Origin of the sequence: Pararhizobium sp. IMCC3301, assembly GCF_030758315.1 — a bacterium.
Lineage (GTDB): Bacteria > Pseudomonadota > Alphaproteobacteria > Rhizobiales.
This window is the reverse complement of record NZ_CP132336.1, coordinates 3,449,521-3,473,986: the sequence shown is the minus strand read 5'-3', so window position 1 is coordinate 3,473,986 and position 24,466 is coordinate 3,449,521. Positions and strand designations below refer to the sequence as shown.

Genomic DNA, 24,466 nt, shown 5'->3' with positions numbered 1-24,466 from the left:
CAGCCCGCCTGTGGCCCTGTGCCGCTGCCAATCCGCCAAGTCAGTGCTATGCAATCGTTCCGAATTACGGGTAGTCTTGACCTTCTGCGGAAAGGAATTTGAATGGAGCTGCCTGCCAGTCTGCAACCCTATCTGGATCAGATGTCGGAGTTCATTCAACGCGCGACCGGCACCTGGGTGATTTATCAGGGCGTTGCCATTCTGGTGGCTGCGTTGTGTTCCTATCTGTTCGCCAAAAGCCTCTCGCGACGGCTGAAAACCTATCTCGGCAGCCATGAAGGGCACTGGCTGCGCAGTTGGAAGCGTGAAATCCTGGAGCGGGTCTCTCCGGCGATTTTCCTGGTTGCCATCTGGCTGCTTCTGGCGCTGTTCCGCAGTATGACATGGTCGGGAAATACGCTGATCCTTTCTACCGTTGCCAAGCTGACCACCGCCTGGATCATCATCAACATTCTTGCCACAGTCATTCGCAACCGGCTTCTGTTCCGGATGGTCTCGATCACGTTGTGGATCATTGCATCGCTGTCTATCCTGCGGGTTTTGCCGCAAGTGGTGGTGTGGCTGGACGGGATGGCTTTCAGCTTTGGCGAATCCCGGCTGTCTGCCCTTGTTGTCATGAAGGCAATCGCAATTCTGGCGATCCTTGCCTGGGGCGTTGGCCTGTTTGGCAGACTGGCCGACAGGGGCGTTGCCGCCAGCAAGGATATCTCGCCATCGATGAAAGTGCTGATCAGCAAGCTGGTGCGCATTTTCCTGGTCGCGGCAGCTTTTTTGCTGACCCTGTCTTCGGTCGGCATTGATCTGACAGCCTTCGCCATTTTCTCCGGTGCTGTCGGCGTCGGTGTCGGGCTTGGTCTGCAGAAAACCGTTTCCAATTTTGTCAGCGGCATTTCGCTGCTGCTCGACAAATCCATCAAGCCGGGAGATGTCATTTCGGTCGGTGACACGTTTGGCTGGATCACCCAGCTCAACACCAGATACACCTCCGTTGTCACCCGCGATGGCCGCGAACACCTTATTCCGAATGAGAATCTGATCACTCAGGAAGTGGTCAACTGGTCCTATTCCAACCGCAATATCCGGCTCGAAATTACGTTCGGAGTTAGCTATGACTGCGATCCGCATGAGGTCAAGAGACTTGTGGAAAGCACGGTCGGCGCACATCCGCGCGTCCTCGCCTCGCCAGCGCCAATCGTGCAATTCGTTCAGTTCGGGGAAAGTTCGCTGGACATGGCCTACCGGTTCTGGATTCAGGACCCGGCTGGCGGACTGGCCAACATCAAAAGCGATATTCTGTTCGCGATCTGGGATGTGCTGAAAGCCAACAATATCGAAATCCCCTATGCCAAGCGCGATCTTTACATTCCCGATGGCATCAAGGTCGATATTTCCAGATCAAAGCCGCAGCCGGAATCATGAGACGCAGGCAGCGGGTCCGGCAGTCCGGCCCGCTGCGAATTTGTTTGACAGATGCTGATTTCAGACCGAGGCGCAGATATATTTCATTTCCAGATAATCATCGATGCCATGATGGCTGCCTTCGCGGCCAAGCCCGGACTGTTTGACGCCGCCGAACGGTGCGACCTCGGTGGAAATCAGACCGGTGTTGATGCCGACCATGCCGTATTCCAGCGCTTCGGCAACTTTGGTGACGCGGGACAGATCATTGGCGTAGAAATAGCAAGCCAGCCCGAAAATTGTGTCATTAGCCAAATCGATGACCTCGTCGACAGTATCGAATTTGAACAGTGGTGCCACCGGACCAAAAGTTTCCTCTGTGGCAAACAGCATGTCCTTGGTCGCCCCGGTGATGATGGTCGGTTCAAAGAAAGTGCCGCCAAGGGCATGCGGCTTGCCGCCGGCCAGAACCTTGCCGCCTTTGGATTTGGCATCGGCAATGTGTTCCTTGACCTTGTCGACCGCATCGGAATTGATCAGCGGGCCAAGTTGCGTGCCTTCGCTCAGACCATCGCCAACCTTCATCTTGCCAACAGCTTCGGCAAGTTTTTTGGCAAACGCATCATAGACCCCGGCTTGCACATATAACCGGTTGGCGCAGACGCAGGTCTGTCCGTTGTTGCGGTATTTTGAAATCATCGCGCCTTCGACAGCTGCATCAATGTCGGCATCGTCAAACACGATAAAAGGTGCGTTGCCACCAAGCTCCATGGAGCATTTCATGATCTGGTCCGCTGCCTGTTTCAGCAGAATGCGGCCGACCTCGGTGGAGCCGGTAAAGGTCAGTTTGCGGACCGACGGATTCTCGCAGAACTCTTTCCCGATATCAGAAGAACGCGAGGAGGAGATGATCGACAAGATGCCCTTCGGCATGCCGGCACGTTCTGCCAGAACGCCAAGTGCCAGCGCCGACAGTGGCGTCTCCGCCGCCGGTCTTGCTACAAAGGTGCAGCCGACCGCAAGGGCCGGGCCGACTTTGCGGGTGATCATGGCATTGGGAAAGTTCCACGGTGTGATCGATGCGGCAACGCCAATGGGCTGGCGGATGACGGTGATGCGCTTGTCGCGTTGATGGCCGGGAATGGTTTCGCCATAAACCCGTTTGGCTTCCTCGGCGAACCATTCGATGAAGGACGCGCCATAGAGAACTTCACCCTTGGCCTCGGCATGGGGCTTGCCCTGTTCTGCGGTCAGAATAGTACCGAGATCATCGGCATTTTCGACCATCAGCTCATACCATTTGCGCAAAATGGCGGAGCGTTCCTTGCCGGTCTGCCGGGCCCACTCCCGCTGGGCTTTGGCGGCCTTGGCAATCGCCTCACGCGCTTCAGCGCGGCTTAAATCCGCCACACTGGCAATGACCTTGCCAGTAGCCGGGTTGGTGACATCGAAGGTCTTGCCGTCAGCGGCGTCCACCCAGTCGCCGCCGGAAAAGGCCTTTGTCACCAGCAGAGACGGATCTGCCAGCATGTCTGCCAGTTTTGAGGATGAATTGGTCATTATAGTTCTCCTTCATCGCAATGTCTGTGTGTGTAACATCGACTTAGATTATTCGGCGGGGATTTGCCAGCCGCTTGCCGCACCGCTTTCACAACAAGGGCGAGCAGGAATGCATTACGGTCAGCGCCTGCCCACCGCCCTGGTTCCAGATCGCGGCCTCTTCCGGTCCGGCAGGCCGGTGATGGCAGGACAAAACACAACCGCCTCAGAAACTACTTGATTGATCGATAGCTGGGAGCCTAAATCCAGGCTTCCGCTGATCCCTTCAATTCCTGCAAGGATATTTTCACTGATGCAGACACTGCGTCATCATTTAAGAACATCGACGAGGATGGAGCATGAACGGCTGGATGCAGCGTTCAGCACGCTTGATCTGACACGCCGGGACGGCTTGTCGCGATTCCTGTTAAGTCATTTCATGGCGCTGTCCGGTTGCCATGCCCGGCTCGACCAGCTCGACGATCTGCCGGCCATGCTTCGACCACCTTCACTGTTGCCGGAAATCCAGGCGGATTTGCAGGTGCTTGGCGTCAGTCGTCGCGAGCCTCAGGGCCTGAAATTGACCGGGCAGATGAGCAGTTTAGGCATATGTTATGTTATTGCCGGATCGCGGCTGGGTACAAAATTGTTGCAACGCAGATGGGCACAATCACACGACCCACAGGTGCTGAGGGCGGGTCAGTATCTGAGCAGCGGCACCTATGATAATTATTGGCCACAATTCGTGAAATACCTTGATGGAATGCTGGCCCCGGACGACAATCGGGCCGCCATAGAACGGTCAGCAAGGTTGACTTTTCGCCTGTTTGGTGACGCACTTGAATGGGCAAATACGGAACTCGACTATGATAAAACAGAATTTGACGTCAGCCATTCCGGCTGACTCAGAGATTGATCTTACCAATTGCGAGCGTGAGCCGATTCACATTCTGGGCCACGTCCAGTCTTTCGGCTGCCTGATTTCCGTTTCCAATGACTGGATCATCAATCACGCCTCGCTCAATACCAATGACATCCTGGGCATTGATCATGGCGATCTGATTGGCGACCCGTTCAATAATTATGTTCTGCCGGATTTTGTGCACACGATTCGTGGCCGCCTCCAGATGTTGTCTCATGCCGACGCGGTTGAGCGGATTTTTGGACTGAAGGTGGTGGCAAATGGCGGCTTGTTTGATGTCGCGCTGCATCGCTCGGGACATTCCATTGTTATGGAATTCGAGCGATCAGATGCCCACGATGTTACCGACTATGCCGGCTATATGCGACCCATGCTTGACCGTGTGCAGACGGCTTCATCCATTGAGGCTATGTGCACCGTCGCTGCCCGGCAAATCAAGGCGATTACCGGGTTTGACCGGGTTATGGCCTACCGCTTTGCACCAGACGATTCCGGTGAGGTGATTGCCGAGGCAAGAATGCCCGATATGGAACCGATGTTGGGACTGCATTTCCCCGCATCTGATATTCCGGCGCAGGCACGCGCGCTTTATAAGCGCAGTCTGTTGCGCATCATCAGTGAGGTCGACGGAGAGACTGTCCCGATTCTGCCGCCGGCGAGCCCGGAAGGCGTGCCGCTTGATCTGAGCCTGAGCAGTCTGCGTGCGGTCTCGTCGATACATCTGGAATATCTCAGAAATATGGATGTATCCGCCTCGATGTCGGTCTCGATCGTGGTTCGTGGCAAGCTTTGGGGATTGTTCGCCTGCCATCATCGCAGCCCCAATATCCTGTCCTACAAGGCCAGAACAGGAACCGAGCTGTTTGCCCAGATGTTTGCATACGTGCTTGACCAGAGACAAGGCGATCTGGAACGCAGTGAAGCTGAACTGGCACGGCAGATGCACGACGATCTGATGGCCCGCCTTGCCGATGGCCAATCCATTGTCGAAAATTTTAGCACCATCGCCGATGCTGTCAGCAGTGTGATTGCCTGTGACGGTATTGCGACATGGATCGACGGTGAATTCAAATCCCAGGGCCGAACGCCCTCCAGAGAAGAAATACTGCCGCTGCTGCGTTTTCTGAACACCACAGCTGCAAGCCGCATTTTTGCGACCGATCGCCTGTCTGACAGCTATCCTGCGGCGCAGGAGTTTTCGGACTGTTCAGCGGGAATACTGGTGCTGCCTGTATCGCGCTCGCCGCGGGATTATCTGATCCTGTTCCGTCAGGAAATTTCCCGCGCCGTGCTTTGGGCCGGCAAGCCGGAAAAGCCGGCTGAGCCCGGCCCAAACGGGACGCGACTGACGCCCCGAAAGAGTTTCGAAACCTGGAAGGAAATTGTCAGAAATCAGAGCCAGCCATGGTCCGAATCGGAAATTCGGGTGGCTAATTCTCTCAGAATGACGCTTCTGGAAGTGGTCTTGCGGGTCACGGATGCGGCCAGCAGGGATCGTGAGCGCGCCAGCGATCATCAGGAATTGCTGATCGCAGAATTGAACCACCGGGTTCGCAATATTCTCAATCTGATTCGGGGACTGGTAGCGCAAAGCGGTTCGGAAGCACGCAACATTGCCGATTTTACCGGCAATGTCGGCGGGCGGATCGACGCGCTGGCGCGCGCTCATGACAAGATTACACGTGAAAACTGGAATGCAGCCTCTCTGCATGATTTGCTGGCCACTGAAATCGATGCGTATCTGGGATCGAATCGCGACCGTCTGGTGCTGACGGGTCCCGACGCACTGTTGCAGCCGGAAGCGTTTTCAACACTGGCTCTGGTCATGCATGAGATGATTACCAACTCGGCAAAATATGGTGCCATAGGCGAGGCTGGCGGGCGCATCGAAATTGAGCTTGTGGCCGAGGAAGATGGCGCATTGCGCATTAAATGGCAGGAAATCGGCGGCCCACCGGTTCGCGCGCCCAAGCGCAGAGGTTTTGGCAGCACCATCATCGAGCGGTCCATTCCCCATGAGTTGAAAGGCACAGCGAAGCTGAAATATGACATTGCCGGATTGCGGGCTGACTTTATGGTCCCGGCCAACTGCGTCGCCGAATTCATCGACCCGGCACAGGTGAAAAGCAAACAATCCGCAGACAAAGCTGACTATCATATGATGGCGCTGTCCGGCCATGTCCTCGTTCTGGAGGACAATCTCATAATAGCAATGGATGCCGAAGATATAGTGCTTCAACTCGGTGCTCAAAAAGTCAGTCTTGCGTCACGTGTCGATGAGGCCGAGCGACTGATGTCGGAGCAAAAATTTGACTTTGCCATCCTGGATGTGAATCTCGGCTCGCAGACCAGTGAACCTATTGCCGAAGAGCTGCAAAAAGCCGGTATACCATTCGCTTTTGCCACCGGTTACGGCGAGGGGACAAGTTTTTCCGCGAAATTCCCAAACATTGTTTTCATCCAGAAACCCTACAGCAAGGAAAGCATGCAGCGGGCGCTGGCCGTTATGGCTCTTTCTAGCTAGAGCTGATTTGGAGCAGCGGCTGCCAAATCTTCCATTATGCAGGCCTGCTGAATTTGGGCGCTTTCAATGATCGCCTCCAGAGAGCAGGCAGCTGCGATATTGCGGGCCTGCTGAGCCGGTACATGCTGCTCAAGTACATGCTGCTCAAGAAATTCGGCCAGGCCATCGGTGGAAATCCGCTCTGCCAAAGCGGCTTTGACAATCGATTTGGCCTGGTCCCGCCCGACAACAGCTGACAGGGCCGTGAACAGCCGGTCCGACACAATTGCCAGACCATGATGTGTGACATTGTCGTGCATGCGCTGTTCTTCGACCACCAGTGTTTCGATGAGTGTGCCAAAGCTGAGAATTTGCGCATGGACGCATTGGAACATGGCTGCCATGCCGACCCATTCGGCCATCCAGCTGTCACCGGATCTGTGATGCAGGGTCTGAGTTGCGCTCATCAGGTTGAGAAGAATACCGTCAATCTGACCGGACAGCATGATGATGCGTTCCGCCTGGCGCGGATTCTGCTTGTGCGGCATGGCGCTGCTGCCGCCCGGCTGGGCCTCGGCAAGCTCGCCTGTGGCATCGGACTGCAGATGGCTTATGCTGCGCGCCATGCGTCCCAGCCCTTTGGCCAGCAGGCCAACGGAGAACAACAGATCGACAATTTGGTCGCGTGGCGCAGAGCGCATTTTCGGATCATAGCTCAGACCAAGGTCAGCCGCTGTGCGGTGGCGCACGGCATCTGATTTTTCTGCAAACGGCTCTGAAAGCCCGACGGCGCCGGACAGAATCACCGTCTGTGCCGCCATATGCCGCTGTCGAATGCGGCCGCAATTGCGCTGAAGTTCGGCGCAGCCTTCGGCAACAAACAGGCCGAATGTGATCGGTGCCGCCGCCTGAAGATTTGTCCGCCCCAGCATCACTGTCGTGCTGTGGCGGGCAGCAAGGTGCTGCAAATTCTCCCGGCATTTTTCGGCGTCTGCCAGAATTGTTTGGATCGCCTGACCGCGCAGCAGGGTCAGCGCGCCATCGATGATGTCCTGGGTGGTCAACCCCAGATGCAGAACCTGCTGGAGACGATCTGATGCATTTTCCAGCAAGGCATCGACCAGCGGCGCAACGGGCCGACCGGTTGACAGCGTGCCGGCCAATACGGATGCCGGGTTGGTCCGAACATTTTCAATGGCCGCGTCAAGTTCGGCTTCGACACTGTCCGGCGCAAAGCCTTCTGCGACAGCGGCCATGACCCAGCAGCGCTCTATTTCCATACTGGCATTGAGGAAGGTCTCGTCGCACCAGATCCTGTCCATCGCCGCACTGCTCGGCGGAATGTTCAGCAAGGATAGTCCGGTCACGGGTTTTCGGCCATGCGTTGGCCATGCTGCTCGGGTCTGTATTTTCCGCGCAGCGCATCAAAACTCAGACCCAGTTCCGCCAGCCTGTCCAGACCAATCGCCGTGACGATTTCGGACAGGTAAATCTCGTGCAGGATCATGGTTTGAATGACATAGACAAGAGTTGGATTCTCCGCCGAATATCCACGGTAAAGCGGCTTCATCGTGCCGACAAAACTGGCTGCTGCATCGGCGACAACGGTCATTGCGACATCATTGGCCCGGCTTGGTGCCGAGCCGCTGCCTTCATGGGGCACGATGCGTGCGCCGGCATCACCCAGCGTGGTCCATGCCTCGCCGGTGGCAACGATGGTAACGCGGACACCGCGTTTCATGACCTCAAGAATAGCATCCTCGAACGGTTTGATGAGCTGGTCGGACACCTTGAAATGCAAATCCGTTTTGGCGCGGGCAATCAGCGAACGGACCTTGTCCTCGACCGCGAGACGGCCTTCAGAAACCTCGACGAAATCAGACCCCATCGGAGCATAAGTGCGCAGCACCTGATCCTGAATCTGCGATGCCGTGTGTTGCACCTCGTCAGCAATGCTGGCGAAGAAATGCTGCGGCGAGGTTATGGCATAGCGGACCGGATGTGAGGACACTGGCTGAATCGCCCCTTTCAGCACCAGATTGGTAACCGAATTATAGGAGTTGGCCCGCGCCAGACCGGAGGTTTTCGCCAGTTCATAGGCCGTCGCGGGCTGCACCTGGATCAAGGCTTCATAGGTGCGCGCTTCAGGAGCGGTGAAACCAAGCCGCGCCAGATTATCGAGCAGCGTTGCATCGCCCTCTTTTGATTTTGCTGTTGTCAGCGATGTCTGCATTTCAACCCCCTGAAGGTGCCTTTGGCCCCTAGTTCTGGCCCCTTATTGTGGCCCCTTATTCTGGCCTCTTATTCTGGCCTCAAATCCGGCGAACCCGGCCAAAGCTGTGCTTCAGACGACAAGCGCTGCTGCACAAATGCAAGCCTCTCGCCAAGCTTTGACCCTAACCAAGAATGACAGATATTGCCATAGTAGTCAAAATATGACTACTATAGTGAAGAGGACATCAAACTGACGTTTAACGGGAGGAATATATATGAAACTGACACGTCGCCAATTCGGCACATTCACCGCCACAGCTGCGCTTCTCGCCAGCACATCGCAGCTGTTTGCGCAAAGTTTTCCGTCCAAGGAAATTACCCTTCTGGTCAATTATGGCGCCGGTGGCGCTGTCGACCGCACGGCACGCGCCATCCAGCCGTTTCTGCCGGACGCGCTTGGCCAGAATGTCATTGTTGAAAATATCGGCGGAGCCGGTGGCAAGACCGGGCTGAAGAAATTCATGGAAGCGGAGCGCGATGGCTACACCATTCTCACTGCGTTTGCGCCAGCCACGACCTATGCCAAATTTACCGATCCGGACATTTTCAGCCTGTCTGATCTGGCCATTATCAATGTGATGTGGACCGATCCTGCAATTCTGCTGGCCCAGAAGGATACCGGCTGGACTTCGCTGGCTGACATGATTGCCTATGCCAGGGAAAATCCGGGCAAGGTGACGTTCGGGTCGTCCGGCAAAGGCTCAGTGGGACCGATTCTGGCGCGGGCGATGTTCGATGAACTGGAGCTCGATATCAAGATTGTGCCCTACAAGGGTGGCGGCGCGGCGCGCAAAGCCTTTGCATCCGGAGAGATCCAGTTGACCGCTGCCGGTGCCGGCGGTGCAACGTCGATCAAGGATGATGCGGTGGTCCTGGGACTGTTCAGTGATGCAGGGACGGCCCCGGACTGGCCGGATGCGCCATCCATCAATGCGGAACTTGCCGCGATGAACGTGTCGGTGCCCGAAGGTGGGGCCTACCGTTTCTTTGCCGTCCACAGCGATGTGAAAAACAACCATCCGGACCGGTTTGAAACTCTGGTGAAAGCTTTTGAGCAAACCATCAACACCAATCAGGCCTTCAAGGATGCGGCCGCCAAAAGCGGCGTTGGCACAGACTGGCAGGGTGCAGAGGCGGCTCAGGCCCTGATTGAAGAAGTCGATGCGCGCTTCACCAAAATTCTGCAAGACGAGGCTGACGGATAATGTCGCTTGTCTCTGCGGATGAAGAGACAGGCGATGCTGGCAGCACTGGCAACACTGGCAGCATGGGCGGATCGCGGCAGATAGACTGGGTCAGCATTGCGCTGACCCTTGTCGCGCTCGCCTGGGCCAGCTGGTATGTCTGGTCGACCCGGACCAATCCGGATGATGAAGCGGAAGCTGCCTGGCTGATCACCCCCATTCTGATTGCGGCATGGGCTACTGCGCCCTTTGTCATCTGGTCGGCCATCGGTCCGTTTCCGCAGCGGCTGCAGCTTGACCGGGACGAGGGTCTGGGTGTTCCGGCGCGCTACCGATTTGTTCTCAGCCTGCCGGTTCTGGCCGGGCTGATCTGGCTGCTCGGCTTTATCGCCGCCACGATCATCTATCTGCCGGCGCTCATTCTCATTTCCGGTGAAAGACGTCCGCTGCTGATCATAGCCATGACCCTTGGTATGCTGGCGCTGATTTATATCGGCTTTGACCAGGCGCTCGGTGTCAAACTGCCGCTCTGGCCGATGGGGCTGTAAATGCTCGATTTCGATCTGATCGCAGAAGGCGCTTCGCTGCTCTGGACCTGGCAGATGCCGCTGGCGATTTTCGGCGGCATGCTGCTCGGCCTGGTGATCGGCGCGATACCCGGCATGACAGCCGCACTTGGACTGGCAGCCATACTGCCACTGACATTCCAGCTTGATGCATTGACCGCTCTGGTGCTGATGACATCGGTCTATACCGGATCGCTGACAGGCGGCGGGTTTCTGGCAATTCTCATCAACACACCGGGCACGCCGGGTGCCGCAGCCACCACATTTGACGGCTACCCGATGGCCAAGGCCGGCCGCCAGAATGAGGCGCTGGGCCTGCAGATTGCCGCATCGGTGATCGGCGGCGCGATCAGCTATCTGATCCTGCTGGTTTTCATCCAGCCGATGGCCCAGTTTGCGCTGCTGTTCGGCTCTGCGGAAATGCTGTTTCTGACGATTTTCGTGATGCTGCTGATTGCAACCCTGCAGCGCCGCAGCTTTGCCCGGACAATTTTTGCCGGCCTGATCGGGCTGTTGCTGTCGACCATCGGCACAAGTGTCACCACCGGGGTGGCGCGCGGCACACTGGGGCTCGATGCGCTTGAGGACGGGCTGCCGATCATTTTGAGCGTGATCGGCATGTTTGCCATTCCCGAACTCATTTCGATTGTGGCGCGCCCGTCAATCGCAACCGGCACGCAAGGCTCGTCGAGCGATCTGCGCGCCCTGTTGCGAGGCGTCAGACAGGCCACGCGCGAGGTTGGAACATGGCTACGCGGGTCCCTGATCGGCACCTTTATCGGCCTGCTGCCTGCCGCCGGTGCAACCATTGCCTCGTTGCTGTCCTACGCCACCGCCTCAAAGCGCGCACGGCCGGGCGACAGATTCGGCGAAGGCGAGCCAAAAGGTGTGGTCGCGGCTGAAAGCGCCAACAATGCCTCGGAAGGCGGCGCGATGGCGATCCTGATGTCACTCGGCATTCCCGGCAGTGCGTCAACAGCGGTGATTTCCGGGGCATTTCTGTTGCATGGTCTGGTGCCGGGGCCACGGCTGTTCATCGATAATGGTGTGATGGTCTATGGCCTGATCCTCGGCAATCTGGCGCAAATGGCGGTGCTTGGCCTGTTTGCCGTGGTTGTCGCCAGCCAGGTGGCACGGATTGTAACGGTTCCCTCGCGCCTGCTGGCCCCGGTGCTGGCGATCATACTGGCGCTCGGAGCCTACAGCTATCGCGGCTACTGGGAAGATATCGTCATTACATTCCTGTTCGGCCTGATCGGTTATTTTTTCCGGCGGCATCATTTCACCCTGATTTCGCTGATGATCGGGCTGTTTCTGGGACGCCAGATTGATGAGGATTTCGTGCGCTTTGTTATTCTGTATAGCGATGACCCGGCTGCCCTGTTGAGCAAACCGATTGTCGCCGTCTTTGCCATTCTGTCGCTCGGCCTGCTGCTCTGGCAGGTCCGCTCGGCCTGGCGCAGTGAGCGCAGATGAGCGAGCTACCGCTTACACCTGCACGCATCGACGTGTTTCACCTTGAAGCACCGCTGAAGACCCCGCGCTCCAACGCCTTTGGCACCATGTATGCGCGGCCCGCGCTGCTTGTGCGGCTGACCGATGCTTCCGGTCATGAAGGCTGGGGCGAGGTTTTCTGCAACTGGCCGGCTTTTGCCGCCGCGCACCGCAAAAAGATCATCGAGCAGATTCTGGCGCCCAAACTGATCGGGCAAAGTTTTGCCGGCCCTTCGCAGATGTGGCAGTTCCTGACCGAAGACACCCATGCGCTCGCGCTTCAGGCCAATGAACCCGGCCCGTTTGAGCAATCCATTGCCGGACTGGACATCGCCGCCTGGGATATGACGGCGCGGCGCGAGGACCGGCCACTTTACGATGTACTGGCGCCGGGCAGTAAACATGATGTTCCGGCCTATGCCAGCGCCCTCACCGCGCAGACACTGGACACACTGGTGCCGGCGCTGACGCAAACCGGCTGGCGGGGATTCAAGGTCAAGGTCGGATTTGGTGCAAATGCTGACAGGGCTGCGTTGGACAGCCTGCGCCGGCTTGTCGGCGATGCAGCCGTCATGGTTGATGCCAATCAGGCCTGGACGCCGGATGAGGCGATTGCTGCGGGACAGGCCCTGGCCGAATTTGAACTGCTGTGGATCGAGGAGCCGATTGCGGCCGACCGTCCCCACCAGGACTGGCATCAGGTCGCCAATGCACAGCCGGTGCATCTGGCCGCCGGCGAAAACCTGCGCAAGGTCGAGGCCTTTCGCGCTGCGGCCAACAGCGGAGTCGCCATTTTGCAACCCGACGCAATCAAATGGGGCGGGCTGTCCGGCCTGATCGCGATCCACCAGGTGGCTGCCGCAACCAGCGCGGCCTTCGCGCCGCATTTTCTCGGCAGCGGCATCGGCCTTGTCGCAACCGCCCACGCCGCCATTGCCCTCGGCGCAAGTTGGCTGGAAGTCGATGTCACCGAGAACCCGTTGCGAGTGGCGTTTTCAGCAGGGGCGTTTGACGTGGAAAACGGACTGGCAAGCGTAACTGACCGCCCCGGACTTGGCATCGTGCCTGATGCGCAGAAACTGTCGGCCTTCAGCGCCCGGTCCTGACAGTTCCGGCGTTGCCGGTTCAGCCGAGTACTATCTTGGGCACCTGAATGGTGCCGTTAGAGCGGGAAATATAGAACTCTCTTTTTGATGGTTTGGAGAAATGCGACACTATCCATCGGCGGGAAGGGTTCGCAGAGTTTATTGCCAAACCAGCACCTCTGCGATGGCATTGCCTATGAGTTCTGCAACGCCTGGCAAAGACAAACCCATTGCTATCGGCCTGGCGCTTGACGAATGGCGCGCGCCGTGACGTAAACCATGCGCATGACGGAGCAAACAGTACGGACGAGATTATTGGAGCGGCCAAATCGATAGAGCGCACGGATCTCGGGCTGAGTCTATGATGAGAGATCATCATCCCAATTCTGACCGCCGTAAAACAATCGCAGGAGTGTCACTGTGTTGTCAGACACAATGAAGGCAATGGCCAAACGGCGGTCGAAGCCGATAATGCGCAAGCCTTGACGGATATCTTCGCGGGACCGCCCTCTTTGGGACGCAAGATCGAAATCGTTGCAGTAGGTCTCGATGCGCTCGATATAGCCAAGGGCGATCCTGGGACTGGCTTTGGCACTAATCCATTCATAGAGCGCGAACAAATCTTCCCGCGCCTCGGGCGCAAATTCAACGACGCGCCGCTTCACGCAGGGCCTTTGGTTTTCTCAATATGAAGCGCGCGAATACCATCAAACACGGACCGGGACGAAACGACGCGTTCGGGGGTTTCCATCATCGCATCATATGTCGGAGCAACCTGATTATGAAGCCAGTTTTCAACGGCGCGGTCGCGTTCCTGCAATGCGCGAAGACCCGCACGTACAACTTCACTCGCCGATGCATAGTCACCAGAACTGACCTTCTGGTCGATGTAACGGGCATGTTCATCAGGCAGACTGACGGTCCTTTTGTCCATGGTTTACTCCTTCGTATCTCAGGAATACCGCAAAGTATGAATAAATCATACTAAAATAACGATGTGCCTGATTAACCCCTACTATCCCACTGGCTACTGGTGAGTTGCGTTTGTGGGGTATTGAATTCCAAAACTACCTTACCTTTCAAGGCGTCAGATGGAATTAGCGGCAACGAAAACAAGATCGTGTCGAGTGTTTATGGGCAATCCCATGCTGGTTCCTTCTGCAATCGGCAGTTCTACGAAATTTTCTTGCAATCAGCCGTCAGGCGGTAAATGGTTGTTAGAAAGCAACAACATAAATGGAGCATGGGCGCATTTTGTGCCCGAAATGGGCTAAAAATAGATGGCCAGTAGACTGTATTTTAGTAAGTCGATTAAAGAGCTGGAAGAGATTTTTAAGAACAATCAAGGTGATAGCAAAACACTGAACGACCTGCTGAACGAACTTGGATTTCGCGGTACACAGCGTGCGCTCGCTCTTAAAAAACAAGTTCTGGCAGCCAACGGACCGCCGGCCCCAAAAGTTGCCCCCGCGAAAGTAGTCTGGAGATCCGCCAACAAAGCCGAGCAAAACGAGCCGGCCTTGCCGTTCGATACGCCTCCAAAATTGGTAGAACCAATCGCGCCGGTTGCGAAGCCTGTCGCCAAACCTCCGGTGACAGACGATGCCCAGAACATTCTGCGTGCATGGACAGCGTTGGAAGTTTTGTCACCGCAGGCGTATCGGCGGGAGACGGATCTTGTTTCTGGAGATCGGTCACGTATTGCCCGCTTTGATGAGGGCTTGCTTCCATGGGCGGTGGGAGAAAAATCACGCCCCAAGAAGCGGCTCTATTATGAGCTAATTCTCGGTGCAATTGAACTTGCTCCGGCAGTGGAATTACTCCTTACGGTCTATGCCGACAAACGGCCGGACAAGCCTAGCATGAGAGGTTACAGCGCTATCGCTAGTATCCTTCTGGATAAAGAGGGACGGCCTCTGGAAGAAGAAACGAGCGCTGCGATATCCAGCTTCGCTTGGAGCGTCCCCATCGCCCTTCGAGGGGATTTAAAGAGGCTCGCGGATTGGCCAACGCAGCAAAGGCTTTTGATGGCCGCTTTCCGAAAACTTCTGATCAAACGGGATCGGAATAATGAGGTTATTCCCCTTACAAAGCGGCATATTAAGGAGCTATTTGACCATCTCGTTGCGGCGCTCACTCTTCAGGGGCACGCGATCAAAGCGCCATATTTTGCGCTACGGCGTTATGAGTTCTTTGCAAGTAAAACGCCGCCGGAACCTATGCTATTAAATTCTTTCTTTCTGGAAGATCTCGCCGCAGCACGCTCGCTCGCTAAAGACGGCAAGCTGCCGCATGCGCTTCAACATTATCTTGGCATAAAGAAACCATCGCAGCGTACCAACTTGTTGGAAGAAGACATCGGCCTGCAAGACTTGTTGCAACCCGCTCTGACACCATTTGCAAAATGGCCGGGTAATGGGCGCTTCCCGCTTGCCCTTTTGCAACAGGCCGCTGTTAATGCGACAAACGCTGCCCGGCTTAAAACCGGTATCCTTGCAGTGAACGGTCCACCCGGTACAGGCAAGACAACATTGTTGCGCGATGTCGTTGCTGCGCGTCTTGTTGAGCGTGCGACTGTGATGAGCGAATATGACCAGCCTTCGAAGGCGTTCACGCCCACCAACCAGAGCCTACAAAGGAGCGGCGCAAAGATCACGCTCCATAGACTCGATGAGCGTCTGAAGGGCTTTGAGATGATCGTCACCTCATCCAACAACAAAGCCGTTGAAAATGTGAGCGCCGAACTGCCCGCTTTGGATGCAATTGCCGTTGATGCGCCGGAATTACGATATTTCAAAACAATCTCGGACAATGTCTTGGAACGTGACACATGGGGAGTAATCGCCGCTGTCCTGGGGAATTCGTCAAATCGCTATTTATTTGCGAAAGGCTTCTGGCGTGATAAAGAAAACGGTCTTTCAACCTATCTCAACCACGCCAGCGGTATTCCGCAGATTGTTTCAGAGCCGCAAGAAAGTGGCCCTCCGCTTAAAAGACGGCGTGAAATCGTAGTTCGTGAAAATCCCCCGGCAAATGACTGTGAAGCTTCCGCACGATGGGAAAAAGCCCGCACAAACTTCTTGGGCAAATTGGAGTGTTTCAAACAAACTCAGGCGAAGCTGCAAAAACTGCATGTTCAGCTTCTTCGCTTCGTCACTGTCTCGGCCGAGATCAACGAACTGGCATTCAAACAACCTGCTCTCGAAGCGGAAGCGCAGGGGCTTGAGGCCAACCTGTCGGCTGCCAAGCGAAATCTAGGGCTAATTGAAGAGCAGTTAAACACCGCGAGTCAAACACAAATCGCTCATTTTACACAGCGTCCGGGGTTTTTTGTGCGGCTATTTCGAACTAGGCATTTCCAAGAATGGCAATCATTACATCAAACTTTGGCAAAAGAAACCTCTCAAGACCGTCAGCTGTTTCTGAGCCGAAATGAGGCGTTTGCCCGTCTTTGTTCCCAACTTGCGGCGAAGAAGAAACTGATCGGCCAATCACAGCAAAAGCGCGAAACACTGCGTGCCGAAAAATCCGAACTGAATGCAATCCTACAACTCGCGCGCTCGCAATCAGAGGTGCTTATGCCGGATGCTGGCTTTTTTGCAGGAAAGCACGAAGACATACAGATGGCCAGCGTGTGGTTTGACACGGCGGCAAATCTGCAGCGTGATGACGTGTTTGAAGCATCAATTCAGCTTCACCGGGCGTTTATAGATTGCGCGGCCGATCCGCTGCGGCAAAACCTTTCGATCTTTGTAGAAACCTTCGGCACGCGTTCACTCGGCACACCGCAAAAGGATGCTCTAATCGCCGATCTTTGGGCGTCGTTTTTCCTCGTTGTACCGGTGGTATCCACGACTTTTGCTTCTGTGAACCGGATGTTCTCGCGCCTACAACCGGAAACACTGGGGTGGCTGCTTGTCGATGAAGCCGGACAGGCTGTGCCGCAGGCTGCGGTTGGCGCGATGATGAGAACAAAGCGTTCAATTGTCGTTGGTGATCCGTTGCAGATCGAACCTGTGGTCACACTCCCGAATAGCCTGACAGAGGAAATATGCGCGTTCTTTGGTATTGACCCGCTGAAATACAATGCGCCAGAGGCATCAGTTCAAACGGTAGCGGATGCTGCCAGTATGTATTGTGCGCGTTTTCCCATAGGCAGCGGGCATCGGGACGTAGGCGCACCATTGCTGGTGCATCGGCGCTGCGACAGCCCGATGTTCGATATTTCGAACGAGATTGCCTATTCAAACCTCATGGTGCAGGCAAAAAAAACATCGAATGTTACTCCGATCCTTGGGCCTTCGTCATGGATTGATGTAGTCGGGAAACCTGGCCCCGATAAATGGTGCGCGGATGAAGCGACAGTTCTCATTGAAATGCTGCGCAAATTGCGGGAGAGTGGTGGAGAAGCCGATCTTTATGTCGTGACACCATTTGTCATTGTGCAAGACAATCTCCGTCAGCAACTATTGCGCAGCGGTGTTCTGGACGATTGGGTCAGCAATCCGAACGCATGGGTGTGGGAGCATGTCGGAACGGTACACACCGTTCAGGGGCGTGAAGCTGGAATCGTCTTTTTTGTGCTCGGCGCTCAAGAATCCACGCAAACCGGGGCCCGCGCTTGGGCAGGTGGAAGGCCCAACTTGGTCAACGTCGCCGTCACACGCGCGAAGGCATCCATTTATGTAATTGGCAATCACTATCTTTGGAAATCTGCCGGCGTGTTTGCAATGCTTGACCATTTTCTGCCTAAAGCCAACGCCATCTCAACTAGTTCCTGTATGTCGGGGGACAATCAGGAGAGCATGAATTAACGGCCTCCTTTGCAAGTGGTTTATGACCTCGCCTCCACCCCGCATGTCTGTATTGGATCTATTGTGGAGCGGTATATTTTGCTACGTCGCTAGTGTCAAAGAAGTGAACTACAATACACTGTTTTAAGTGAGAAGAATGGTGCTGCAGGGGAGGATTGAGCTCCCGGCCTCGTCAATACCAACGAAGCGCTCTGCCACCGAGATACTGCACATCTTCCGACCGGACACACCTCGCGCCATGGTGCCGATAACCACAAGCTGCGTGTAGCGAGATCCAGCGGGCGCGCAAACCCGGTCTTCAGAGCTGCGGAGCCGTGACCGATTATGGCTTGTCGGCAAACTGGCTCTCAAACTGCGTCTTCAAAGACTACACCGCTATCGTCGATGCAGCATGCGATGCATGGAACAATCTCATCCGACATCCGGAAGCCAACACATCAATCGGAATGAGAAACTGGGCTCATGTGGGTCAGTGATTTCTGACTTTGGTATTAGAGCTGGCGGATGCGGTGCTGGATTTGGCTCTTTTTAACACAGTCATCGACAGTAAGTTTCTGGGGTGCGGCCTTGCCATGCTGACGCACGCAGATGTGTTCAGCGCGGGTGCAGTGAAGGAACGCACTTCAATCATGCAAAGCAAATCGAAGACGCCAGTTCGTTTCGAATTTACCGAAGGAACTCGTAAATCGTTGGTGGTTTGGATTAGCCATCCACTGATGACTGACCATGAATATCTATGGCCAGCAACCAGCGGCGTGTAACGACTTCCGGCGAGCGTGCAGACCCGGCATTCGGTGCTCCAGATCATCCCAGCGGACAGCGTTTAGCAACTCTTGCGATCTCGAATGGCGGTGAACGGATAATAAAACTCGGTCAAAACCTCGCAGCACACCCGCATTGAAATGCACTCATTTCACCAGTTTTTTCCTGGCGTCATGCGCAACACCGGCAATGCGGGCGGCCCCGGGAGGTTACGGTTCGCCCGGCAGGGTCAACCCTGCATTGCGGGCATAGACCTTAGCGACGGCCGCATCGTCTTCGCCGCCATGCCCCATGCCTGCAGCGGCAATAAATTGCTGAAGCGCGGCGGCGGTAATCGGTGCGCTGAAGTGCGATGCCCTGGCGATATCGAGGACAATTCCCAGATCCTTGGGCCAGATATTGACCGAACTCAGTGGTGTATAATCTCCGGCAACAACATGCGGTGCACGATTTTCCAGCATCCAACTGGTGCCGGCGCATTTGCTGATCACCTCAACGAATTTTCCGGGCGCTACACCCTGGGTCATGCCAAAGGTCAGCGCCTCGGCCATGGCCGCGATATGGACGCCCGCCAGGAGCTGGTTCACCGCTTTCATCGCTGACCCGGCACCTGCCGCATCGCCTAGTTCAAAAACGGTTTCGGCTGTGGCATCGAGGGTCGGCCGTGCCGCGGCAAATGCCTCGGGCGTGCCGGAAGCCATGATGCTGAGCCTGCCCTGTGCCGCTTTCGCGGCACCCCCGGATATCGGCGCATCGAGATAATGCACGCCGGTTTCTGCACAGCGCCCCGACATGGCACGCGCAAAATCCGGTGCAACCGTGGCACAAGCCAGAACAACCGCCCCGGGTTTGAGATGCTGCACAATGCCAGCGTCACCGAATAAAACGCTTTCCGTCTGCGCCGAGTTGAGCACGACAACAACCACTGCATCAAGCGTGCCCATCACATCCGCAATGGGATCAGAGCGGCCGCCATCTGCTCGGAACCGATCCATAGCTGCAGGGTTAATATCGACGCCCCAGGTCGGATGCCCGTTACGCAAAACCGATGATGCAATTCCGTAGCCCATAGAGCCAAGGCCGAAAATCGCAACTTTTTGAGTCATTTTTCTCATTGCATCTGAACTCTATTGTTGCTGCACACAAAGGCGCTCAAAGGCCTCAGCGGGAGCTTCATTTGCGCGCATGACATCCACCATGCCTGCGACCAGCCGGGCAACGACATCAGGCGCGTCGATTGGCGTTTCCTGTCCCGGATCAGTTTCCAGATCGAACAGCCGGGAATCAGTATCTGCGTAAGGTCCCTGGCTGGCGTGGCCGCAGGGCTGCCCTGCTGCGTTCTTGAGGGCCGGCAATTTCAGCACCGGATAGCCATTGGTGTACTCAAATGCGCGAGTGAGTTCAGCCCCGTCAAATTCCGCTGCGCTAAAGAGCTTTTTCTGGCGCATGGGCATCAGCGTATATTCATACAGATCGACCGCCAGCATATCCTCCGGGTAGTTGAAATAGGTGTATCTCCCGTCAGTGACGTTGGTCGATGATCCAAACATCCCAAACACTGCGACCTCCCGCTGCGGCGCATCGTTTTCCAGCACCGGATTCAACGATTTTGCGTCCAGACCCTGTGGCACCGGCACCCCGTGCCATTCCAGGAAAGTCGGCATCAGATCGACGGTCTGGGTCAGAGCAGACCGCCGTTCGCCGGCACGACTGGCATGATCCGGATGATAGATGATTAGCGGAATATGGGCGATTTCATTGTAAAACGGCATCCGGTTTTTTTGCCACCACTCATGCTCGCTGAGCAGGATGCCATGATCGGTAGACAGGACAATTGCCGTGTCCTTCCACATGTCATGTGTGTCCATATAATCCAGCAGCCGGCCAAAATATTCGTCACACATCGCCACCAGTGCCGCGTAATTCGCCCGTAATTCTGCGATCTCACCGGGCGTTTCCTCGACTTTTTTGTAGCGCGGCCAGTTCAGGATCGGCCCCTCGTAATCAGTGGGGAACATAGACTTGAACCGCTCTGGTGCGGCAAACGGCTCGTGCGGATCGAAAAGTTCCAATTGCAGAAACCAGTTGTCGGCTTCGCGATTGCTGTCGAGGAATTCAAAGGCCGCCTGATAGGTGCGTGGCGTACAGAAATCAGATTCGTCACGAATTGAATCGCGGTTGATCAAATGTTGTAACCGGCCATCCGCGCGTGATTCCGAGAATTGCAACGGATGGTAATTCGCCTTGTAATCTTCGACCGGCGGCTCAACCCGGGCTTTCCATTTGTCCCATTCCTGACCGCGAATGAAATCATAGCTGTTATAGCGATTGTGATATGTCGAACCGCCGTCCTCGAAGTAGTGATAGTGATCAGTCACCAGGTGGGAGTAGACGTTGTGTTGCTGCATCAATTCCGGTGCAGACAGATCAAACGGCTCCAGAGGCCCCCATGACCGGTGAAAGAAATTGAGGCGTCCGGTGTGTAATTCACGCCGCGCGGGCATGCAGGGCAGCGACCCGACATAATGCCTATCAAACGAGATCCCCCGGGCCGCGAGACGATCAAAATTCGGCGTCGGGATTTTTGTGCCGCCATAAGAGCCCAAAGCCGCGCGCACCAATGAATCCTGCATGACGAAAATTGTTTTCATTTCTCTTTACCTATCATCGCATTTGACGGTCGCATATGTGCTGCTATTGATCTTAATCGAAACTATATTTGATCAAAAGTAAAGAAATATATTGACTTTTTGAGCATTTTTCGCTTTGATTTGATCAAATAATGAGCGTCAAATATGACGCCTATGGAGGACGAGGAGGGAAGGTATGGGGAATAACAAGGTATTTCAAATGCCAATCGCCTGGCGATGTTATCCCTGCTGACGACAGATGAATCATCAAACCGGAGGATAGTTATGAATAGAAGAATTTTTACAGCGTTGCTTGCAGCGGGAAGCCTTGCTCTGAGCATTACATCCGCAGCTGCAGAAGAGTATCCAAGCGCGCCGATCAAAGTGATTGTGCCCAATGGCGCAGGTGGCGGTACAGATGTGACGACCCGGCAGGTCGCCGAAGTGCTGGGGAAAAAGCTCGGTGCTGATCTGGCGATCATCAATATGGGCGGCGGCGGCACTTCAATTGGCGCGATGGAAGCTGCCAATGCGGATGCGGATGGCTATACATTGTTGTCGACACATGAGGCGTTCCTCACATCGTCTGCAACCGGTATTAATACGATGGGCCCATCGTCGATGATCCCTGTCGCACAAGTCGCCAAGGAAGTCATCGTCCTGACCGTGCCCAGCGGGTCACCTTATACGAACCTCGAAGAATTCTACGCTGCCGCCAAGGGTGGTGACAGGAAACTGAAACTGGGTGTGAACCCTGGCGCGGCCAACCACTTCTTTTTCCTGAACGCATTGTCTCCCATCGACCATAATGTGACATTCGTGCCCACAGGTGGCGGTGCCGATACAATGAAAGCATTGCTGAGCGGCACTATCGATGCAGGTATGTTCGAAGTCTCTGCGGCTTTGGATTCGATCACAGCCGGGGATATTGTCCCCTTGGCCGTGTTTGATGCCGATCGCCAGCCTGTGCTGGCAGACGTTCCAACCGCCAAGGAACAGGGATATGATGTAAGCGTTGGTCTGCACTACATTTGGTATGTTCCAGCAGGAACCGATGCGGAAATCATTGCGCATCTGGCGAAGGCGTTTGCAGAAACCGTCAACGATGCGAAGTTTCAGGAAACCATGATGAAGCGCAACATTACGCCTGCGCTGATCACGGGCGACGAACTCGTCACGACACTGGATGCTCGTTTTGCGGCGATCCAGGAAGCAGCAAATAAATATATTCTGGGCAAATAAGCATTACAGAATAAGGGAGCGGACCAGTGAGACCTGGCAAAAGTGATGTTTTGCTGGTCATTGCCAGCATCGTGCTTGGAGTGACTGTTTATTGGTCCGCTGACCAAATACCACCCTCGCTGATGTCCAACATCAGCGCGGGACTTGTCCCGAAGATTATCGCCATCGCAATGATCGCTCTGGCGATTCTGTTTCTCCTGCTCACCTATTTGAACTCACCAGGCGGTGCCTCAACACCGCCTGGTGCACCTGTGCGCTGGATTTCGGGCCTGAAAGCGCCCGGCGCGTCCCGTCCGATCTGGATCACATCAGCTCTTCTGTTGGTGTTTTTGATGGCGATTGAATGGAAGGTGTTGCCGTTCTGGTTGTCGGGAGGCCTGTTTTGTTTTCTGGCGGTTCTGGCCCTGTCCAGTTTTAGCCTTAAGAATATCGCCATTTCTGCTGCAGTGGCGGTGCTGAGCATAATTGTGACACTGATTGTGTTCACCCGTGTCTTTACGGTGATCCTGCCATGATACTTGATCTCCTCGCATCGTTTGGCAGCATGCTGCAGCCTGGCCCGTTCATTTTGATCTTCGTCGGCGTGCTGTCTGGAATTGTTGTCGGAGCTATCCCCGGTCTGAACGGTGCCATGCTGGTCGCGCTGTCGCTGCCACTTACCTATGGCTGGGAACCTCTTGACGGAGTTGCTCTGCTCGTGGGCCAATATGTCGGCTCTATCGCCGGGGGGCTTGTCTCGGCGACGCTTCTGAGCATTCCAGGCAGCGCATCCAGCATGATGACCACACTGGACGCCGCGCCAATGGCGCAAAAAGGGCGGCCGGACCGCGCCTTGCAACTTGGCATCATTGCCTCCTTCATCGGTGGGCTTGTGTCGTGGCTGGCACTGGTTTTCTTGTCCCCTCCTCTGGCAAAGCTTGCTCTGAAATTCGGCCCGCATGAATATTTTGCTTTGGTCCTCGCGGCGCTGATGCTGATCTCTTCGCTCAGCGAAGGCTCAATGATCAAAGCGCTGCTTTCAGCCTGTTTGGGGATGCTGGTCGCAATTCCGGGGATCGATACGATCACAGCCCAACCCCGTTTGACCTTTGGGCTACCACAGATGAATGCCGGGTTCAGCCTGCTCGCTGTATTGCTGGGCATTTTTGCGATTACCCAATTACTTGCTGATAGCGCGAACACCGGGGACGGCGCGAAACGGCTGAAACTCGGTGCCAAGATGTCGTGGGTCAAAGTATCGGATTTCACCTCTCAATGGTTCAACGTGATCCGGTCGTCCCTGATTGGCACATGGATCGGGATACTGCCCGGTGTGGGTGGCTCTGTCGGAGCCATCGTGTCCTATGTGACGGCCAAGAACTCGTCCAAAACGCCCGAGATGTTCGGCACCGGTTGTGACGAAGGTATTGTCGCCTCAGAGGCTGCAAATAGCGCGACCGTTGGTGGTGCCCTTATTCCGATGATAACAATGGGCATTCCCGGATCGATCATCGACGTAATTCTCATCGCCGCACTGACATTGCACTCGGTCCGTCCTGGGCCCCTCCTGTTCCAAAACGAACCTGAGATTGTCTATGGCTTCATGTCGGTGATGTTCATTGCCAACCTGTTGATGCTGGTTCTGATGCTTGCGGGCATCCGGTTCTTCGCCAAATTAATTGACCTGCCCTCCAGATATCTCGTGCCGGTTCTGCTTTTGCTTTGCGTCGTCGGTGCCTATGCCGTGAATAACCGGGTCTTTGACATTTGGGTGATGTTTGCTTTTGGTTTGTTGGGTCTCTTGTTCCGTGCGTGGAAAATCCCGGTAGCGCCATTTGTGATTGGCTTCATCCTGACGCCTATCGCCGAAAGGAACTTCCGTACAGCACTGATCATCAGTGAAAATAATTTGGCCGATTTCCTGACCAGGCCTATCACGCTGATCTTTCTCATCGTGTCGATTGCGGTCCTGTTCATGCCCCTGATCAGCAAACGACGGCAGCGTTCGGGGACGGCAATTTGACTGTCGGCTGCAGAGCCATGTTCTTTTATGTGGCAGTTTCATTTGACGGGT

19 protein-coding genes are annotated in these 24,466 nt (G+C 55.4%); 12 read left to right on the top strand and 7 right to left on the bottom strand.

The annotated features are described in order from the left end of the window. Positions 1–102: 102 nt before the first annotated feature. Complete coding sequence (locus RAL88_RS16780; RefSeq protein WP_306265008.1) at positions 103–1,419, top strand: mechanosensitive ion channel family protein; 1,317 nt, start codon at positions 103–105, stop codon at positions 1,417–1,419. A 60-nt stretch (positions 1,420–1,479) separates the two neighbouring features. Here RAL88_RS16780 and RAL88_RS16775 read toward each other — a convergent pair whose 3' ends face one another. After that, a complete protein-coding gene (locus tag RAL88_RS16775; RefSeq protein ID WP_306265006.1) occupies positions 1,480–2,958 on the bottom strand; it encodes an NAD-dependent succinate-semialdehyde dehydrogenase in 1,479 nt (492 codons plus the stop codon). Positions 2,959–3,250: 292 nt separating this feature from the next. On the opposite strand from RAL88_RS16775, the gene RAL88_RS16770 reads away from it, so the two are divergent. After that, complete coding sequence (locus RAL88_RS16770; RefSeq protein WP_306265004.1) at positions 3,251–3,841, top strand: biliverdin-producing heme oxygenase; 591 nt, start codon at positions 3,251–3,253, stop codon at positions 3,839–3,841. After that, complete coding sequence (locus tag RAL88_RS16765) at positions 3,804–6,383, top strand: HWE histidine kinase domain-containing protein (protein ID WP_306265002.1); 2,580 nt, start codon at positions 3,804–3,806, stop codon at positions 6,381–6,383. Before RAL88_RS16770 ends, RAL88_RS16765 begins: the two co-directional genes overlap by 38 nt. Here RAL88_RS16765 and RAL88_RS16760 read toward each other — a convergent pair. Both RAL88_RS16760 and RAL88_RS16755 read right to left on the bottom strand, forming a co-directional pair. Continuing rightward, on the bottom strand, positions 6,380–7,729 hold the full coding sequence (locus tag RAL88_RS16760) for a lyase family protein (RefSeq protein WP_306265000.1): 1,350 nt from the start codon (positions 7,727–7,729) through the stop codon (positions 6,380–6,382). The two genes, RAL88_RS16765 and RAL88_RS16760, sit on opposite strands and share 4 nt — an antisense overlap. Further along, positions 7,726–8,595: a TrmB family transcriptional regulator gene (locus RAL88_RS16755; RefSeq protein WP_306264998.1), complete on the bottom strand. Its 870-nt coding sequence runs from the start codon at positions 8,593–8,595 to the stop codon at positions 7,726–7,728. Before RAL88_RS16755 ends, RAL88_RS16760 begins: the two co-directional genes overlap by 4 nt. Before the next feature lie 256 nt (positions 8,596–8,851). On the opposite strand from RAL88_RS16755, the gene RAL88_RS16750 reads away from it, so the two are divergent. The 4 genes from RAL88_RS16750 to RAL88_RS16735 are packed head-to-tail and all read left to right on the top strand — an operon-like array spanning position 8,852 to position 12,986. Continuing rightward, the gene (locus RAL88_RS16750) at positions 8,852–9,841 is read left to right on the top strand and encodes a tripartite tricarboxylate transporter substrate binding protein (RefSeq protein WP_306264996.1); all 990 of its coding nucleotides are present in this window, start codon (positions 8,852–8,854) and stop codon (positions 9,839–9,841) included. After that, the gene (locus tag RAL88_RS16745) at positions 9,841–10,368 is read left to right on the top strand and encodes a tripartite tricarboxylate transporter TctB family protein (protein WP_306264995.1); all 528 of its coding nucleotides are present in this window, start codon (positions 9,841–9,843) and stop codon (positions 10,366–10,368) included. Before RAL88_RS16750 ends, RAL88_RS16745 begins: the two co-directional genes overlap by 1 nt. Next, on the top strand, positions 10,369–11,862 hold the full coding sequence (locus tag RAL88_RS16740; RefSeq protein WP_306264993.1) for a tripartite tricarboxylate transporter permease: 1,494 nt from the start codon (positions 10,369–10,371) through the stop codon (positions 11,860–11,862). Then, positions 11,859–12,986 carry a mandelate racemase/muconate lactonizing enzyme family protein gene (locus RAL88_RS16735; protein WP_306264991.1) on the top strand — a complete coding sequence of 376 codons (1,128 nt, stop codon included), beginning with the start codon at positions 11,859–11,861 and terminating at the stop codon, positions 12,984–12,986. Before RAL88_RS16740 ends, RAL88_RS16735 begins: the two co-directional genes overlap by 4 nt. A gap of 338 nt (positions 12,987–13,324) precedes the next feature. Here the strand turns inward: RAL88_RS16735 and RAL88_RS16730 are convergent, their stop codons facing one another. After that, complete coding sequence (locus RAL88_RS16730; protein ID WP_306264989.1) at positions 13,325–13,630, bottom strand: type II toxin-antitoxin system RelE/ParE family toxin; 306 nt, start codon at positions 13,628–13,630, stop codon at positions 13,325–13,327. Next, positions 13,627–13,899 carry a type II toxin-antitoxin system ParD family antitoxin gene (locus RAL88_RS16725; protein WP_306264987.1) on the bottom strand — a complete coding sequence of 91 codons (273 nt, stop codon included), beginning with the start codon at positions 13,897–13,899 and terminating at the stop codon, positions 13,627–13,629. Before RAL88_RS16725 ends, RAL88_RS16730 begins: the two co-directional genes overlap by 4 nt. Before the next feature lie 346 nt (positions 13,900–14,245). Between RAL88_RS16725 and RAL88_RS16720 the strand changes: the two genes are divergently transcribed. Together RAL88_RS16720 and RAL88_RS16715 are read left to right on the top strand one after the other, a co-directional pair. Beyond that, positions 14,246–17,779 (top strand): DEAD/DEAH box helicase, encoded by a 3,534-nt coding sequence (locus tag RAL88_RS16720; RefSeq protein ID WP_306264986.1) that lies wholly within the window; start codon positions 14,246–14,248, stop codon positions 17,777–17,779. 485 nt (positions 17,780–18,264) lie between these two features. Further along, on the top strand, positions 18,265–18,540 hold the full coding sequence (locus RAL88_RS16715; protein ID WP_306264985.1) for a hypothetical protein: 276 nt from the start codon (positions 18,265–18,267) through the stop codon (positions 18,538–18,540). A 210-nt stretch (positions 18,541–18,750) separates the two neighbouring features. Here the strand turns inward: RAL88_RS16715 and ltnD are convergent, their stop codons facing one another. Together ltnD and RAL88_RS16705 are read right to left on the bottom strand one after the other, a co-directional pair. Beyond that, complete coding sequence (gene ltnD / locus RAL88_RS16710; protein ID WP_306264984.1) at positions 18,751–19,647, bottom strand: L-threonate dehydrogenase; 897 nt, start codon at positions 19,645–19,647, stop codon at positions 18,751–18,753. Positions 19,648–19,668: 21 nt separating this feature from the next. After that, positions 19,669–21,192 (bottom strand): sulfatase, encoded by a 1,524-nt coding sequence (locus tag RAL88_RS16705; protein WP_306264983.1) that lies wholly within the window; start codon positions 21,190–21,192, stop codon positions 19,669–19,671. A gap of 264 nt (positions 21,193–21,456) precedes the next feature. Here RAL88_RS16705 and RAL88_RS16700 point away from each other — a divergent pair, with 264 nt between their 5' ends. From RAL88_RS16700 to RAL88_RS16690, 3 genes are read left to right on the top strand one after another with little or no spacing between them, the layout of a single operon-like run. Further along, positions 21,457–22,413 (top strand): tripartite tricarboxylate transporter substrate binding protein, encoded by a 957-nt coding sequence (locus RAL88_RS16700; protein ID WP_306264982.1) that lies wholly within the window; start codon positions 21,457–21,459, stop codon positions 22,411–22,413. Between the two features lie 26 nt (positions 22,414–22,439). Next, positions 22,440–22,928 (top strand): tripartite tricarboxylate transporter TctB family protein, encoded by a 489-nt coding sequence (locus RAL88_RS16695; RefSeq protein ID WP_306264981.1) that lies wholly within the window; start codon positions 22,440–22,442, stop codon positions 22,926–22,928. After that, positions 22,925–24,415: a tripartite tricarboxylate transporter permease gene (locus RAL88_RS16690; RefSeq protein ID WP_306264980.1), complete on the top strand. Its 1,491-nt coding sequence runs from the start codon at positions 22,925–22,927 to the stop codon at positions 24,413–24,415. The genes RAL88_RS16695 and RAL88_RS16690 overlap by 4 nt, the downstream gene beginning before the upstream one ends. Positions 24,416–24,466 lie beyond the last annotated feature (51 nt).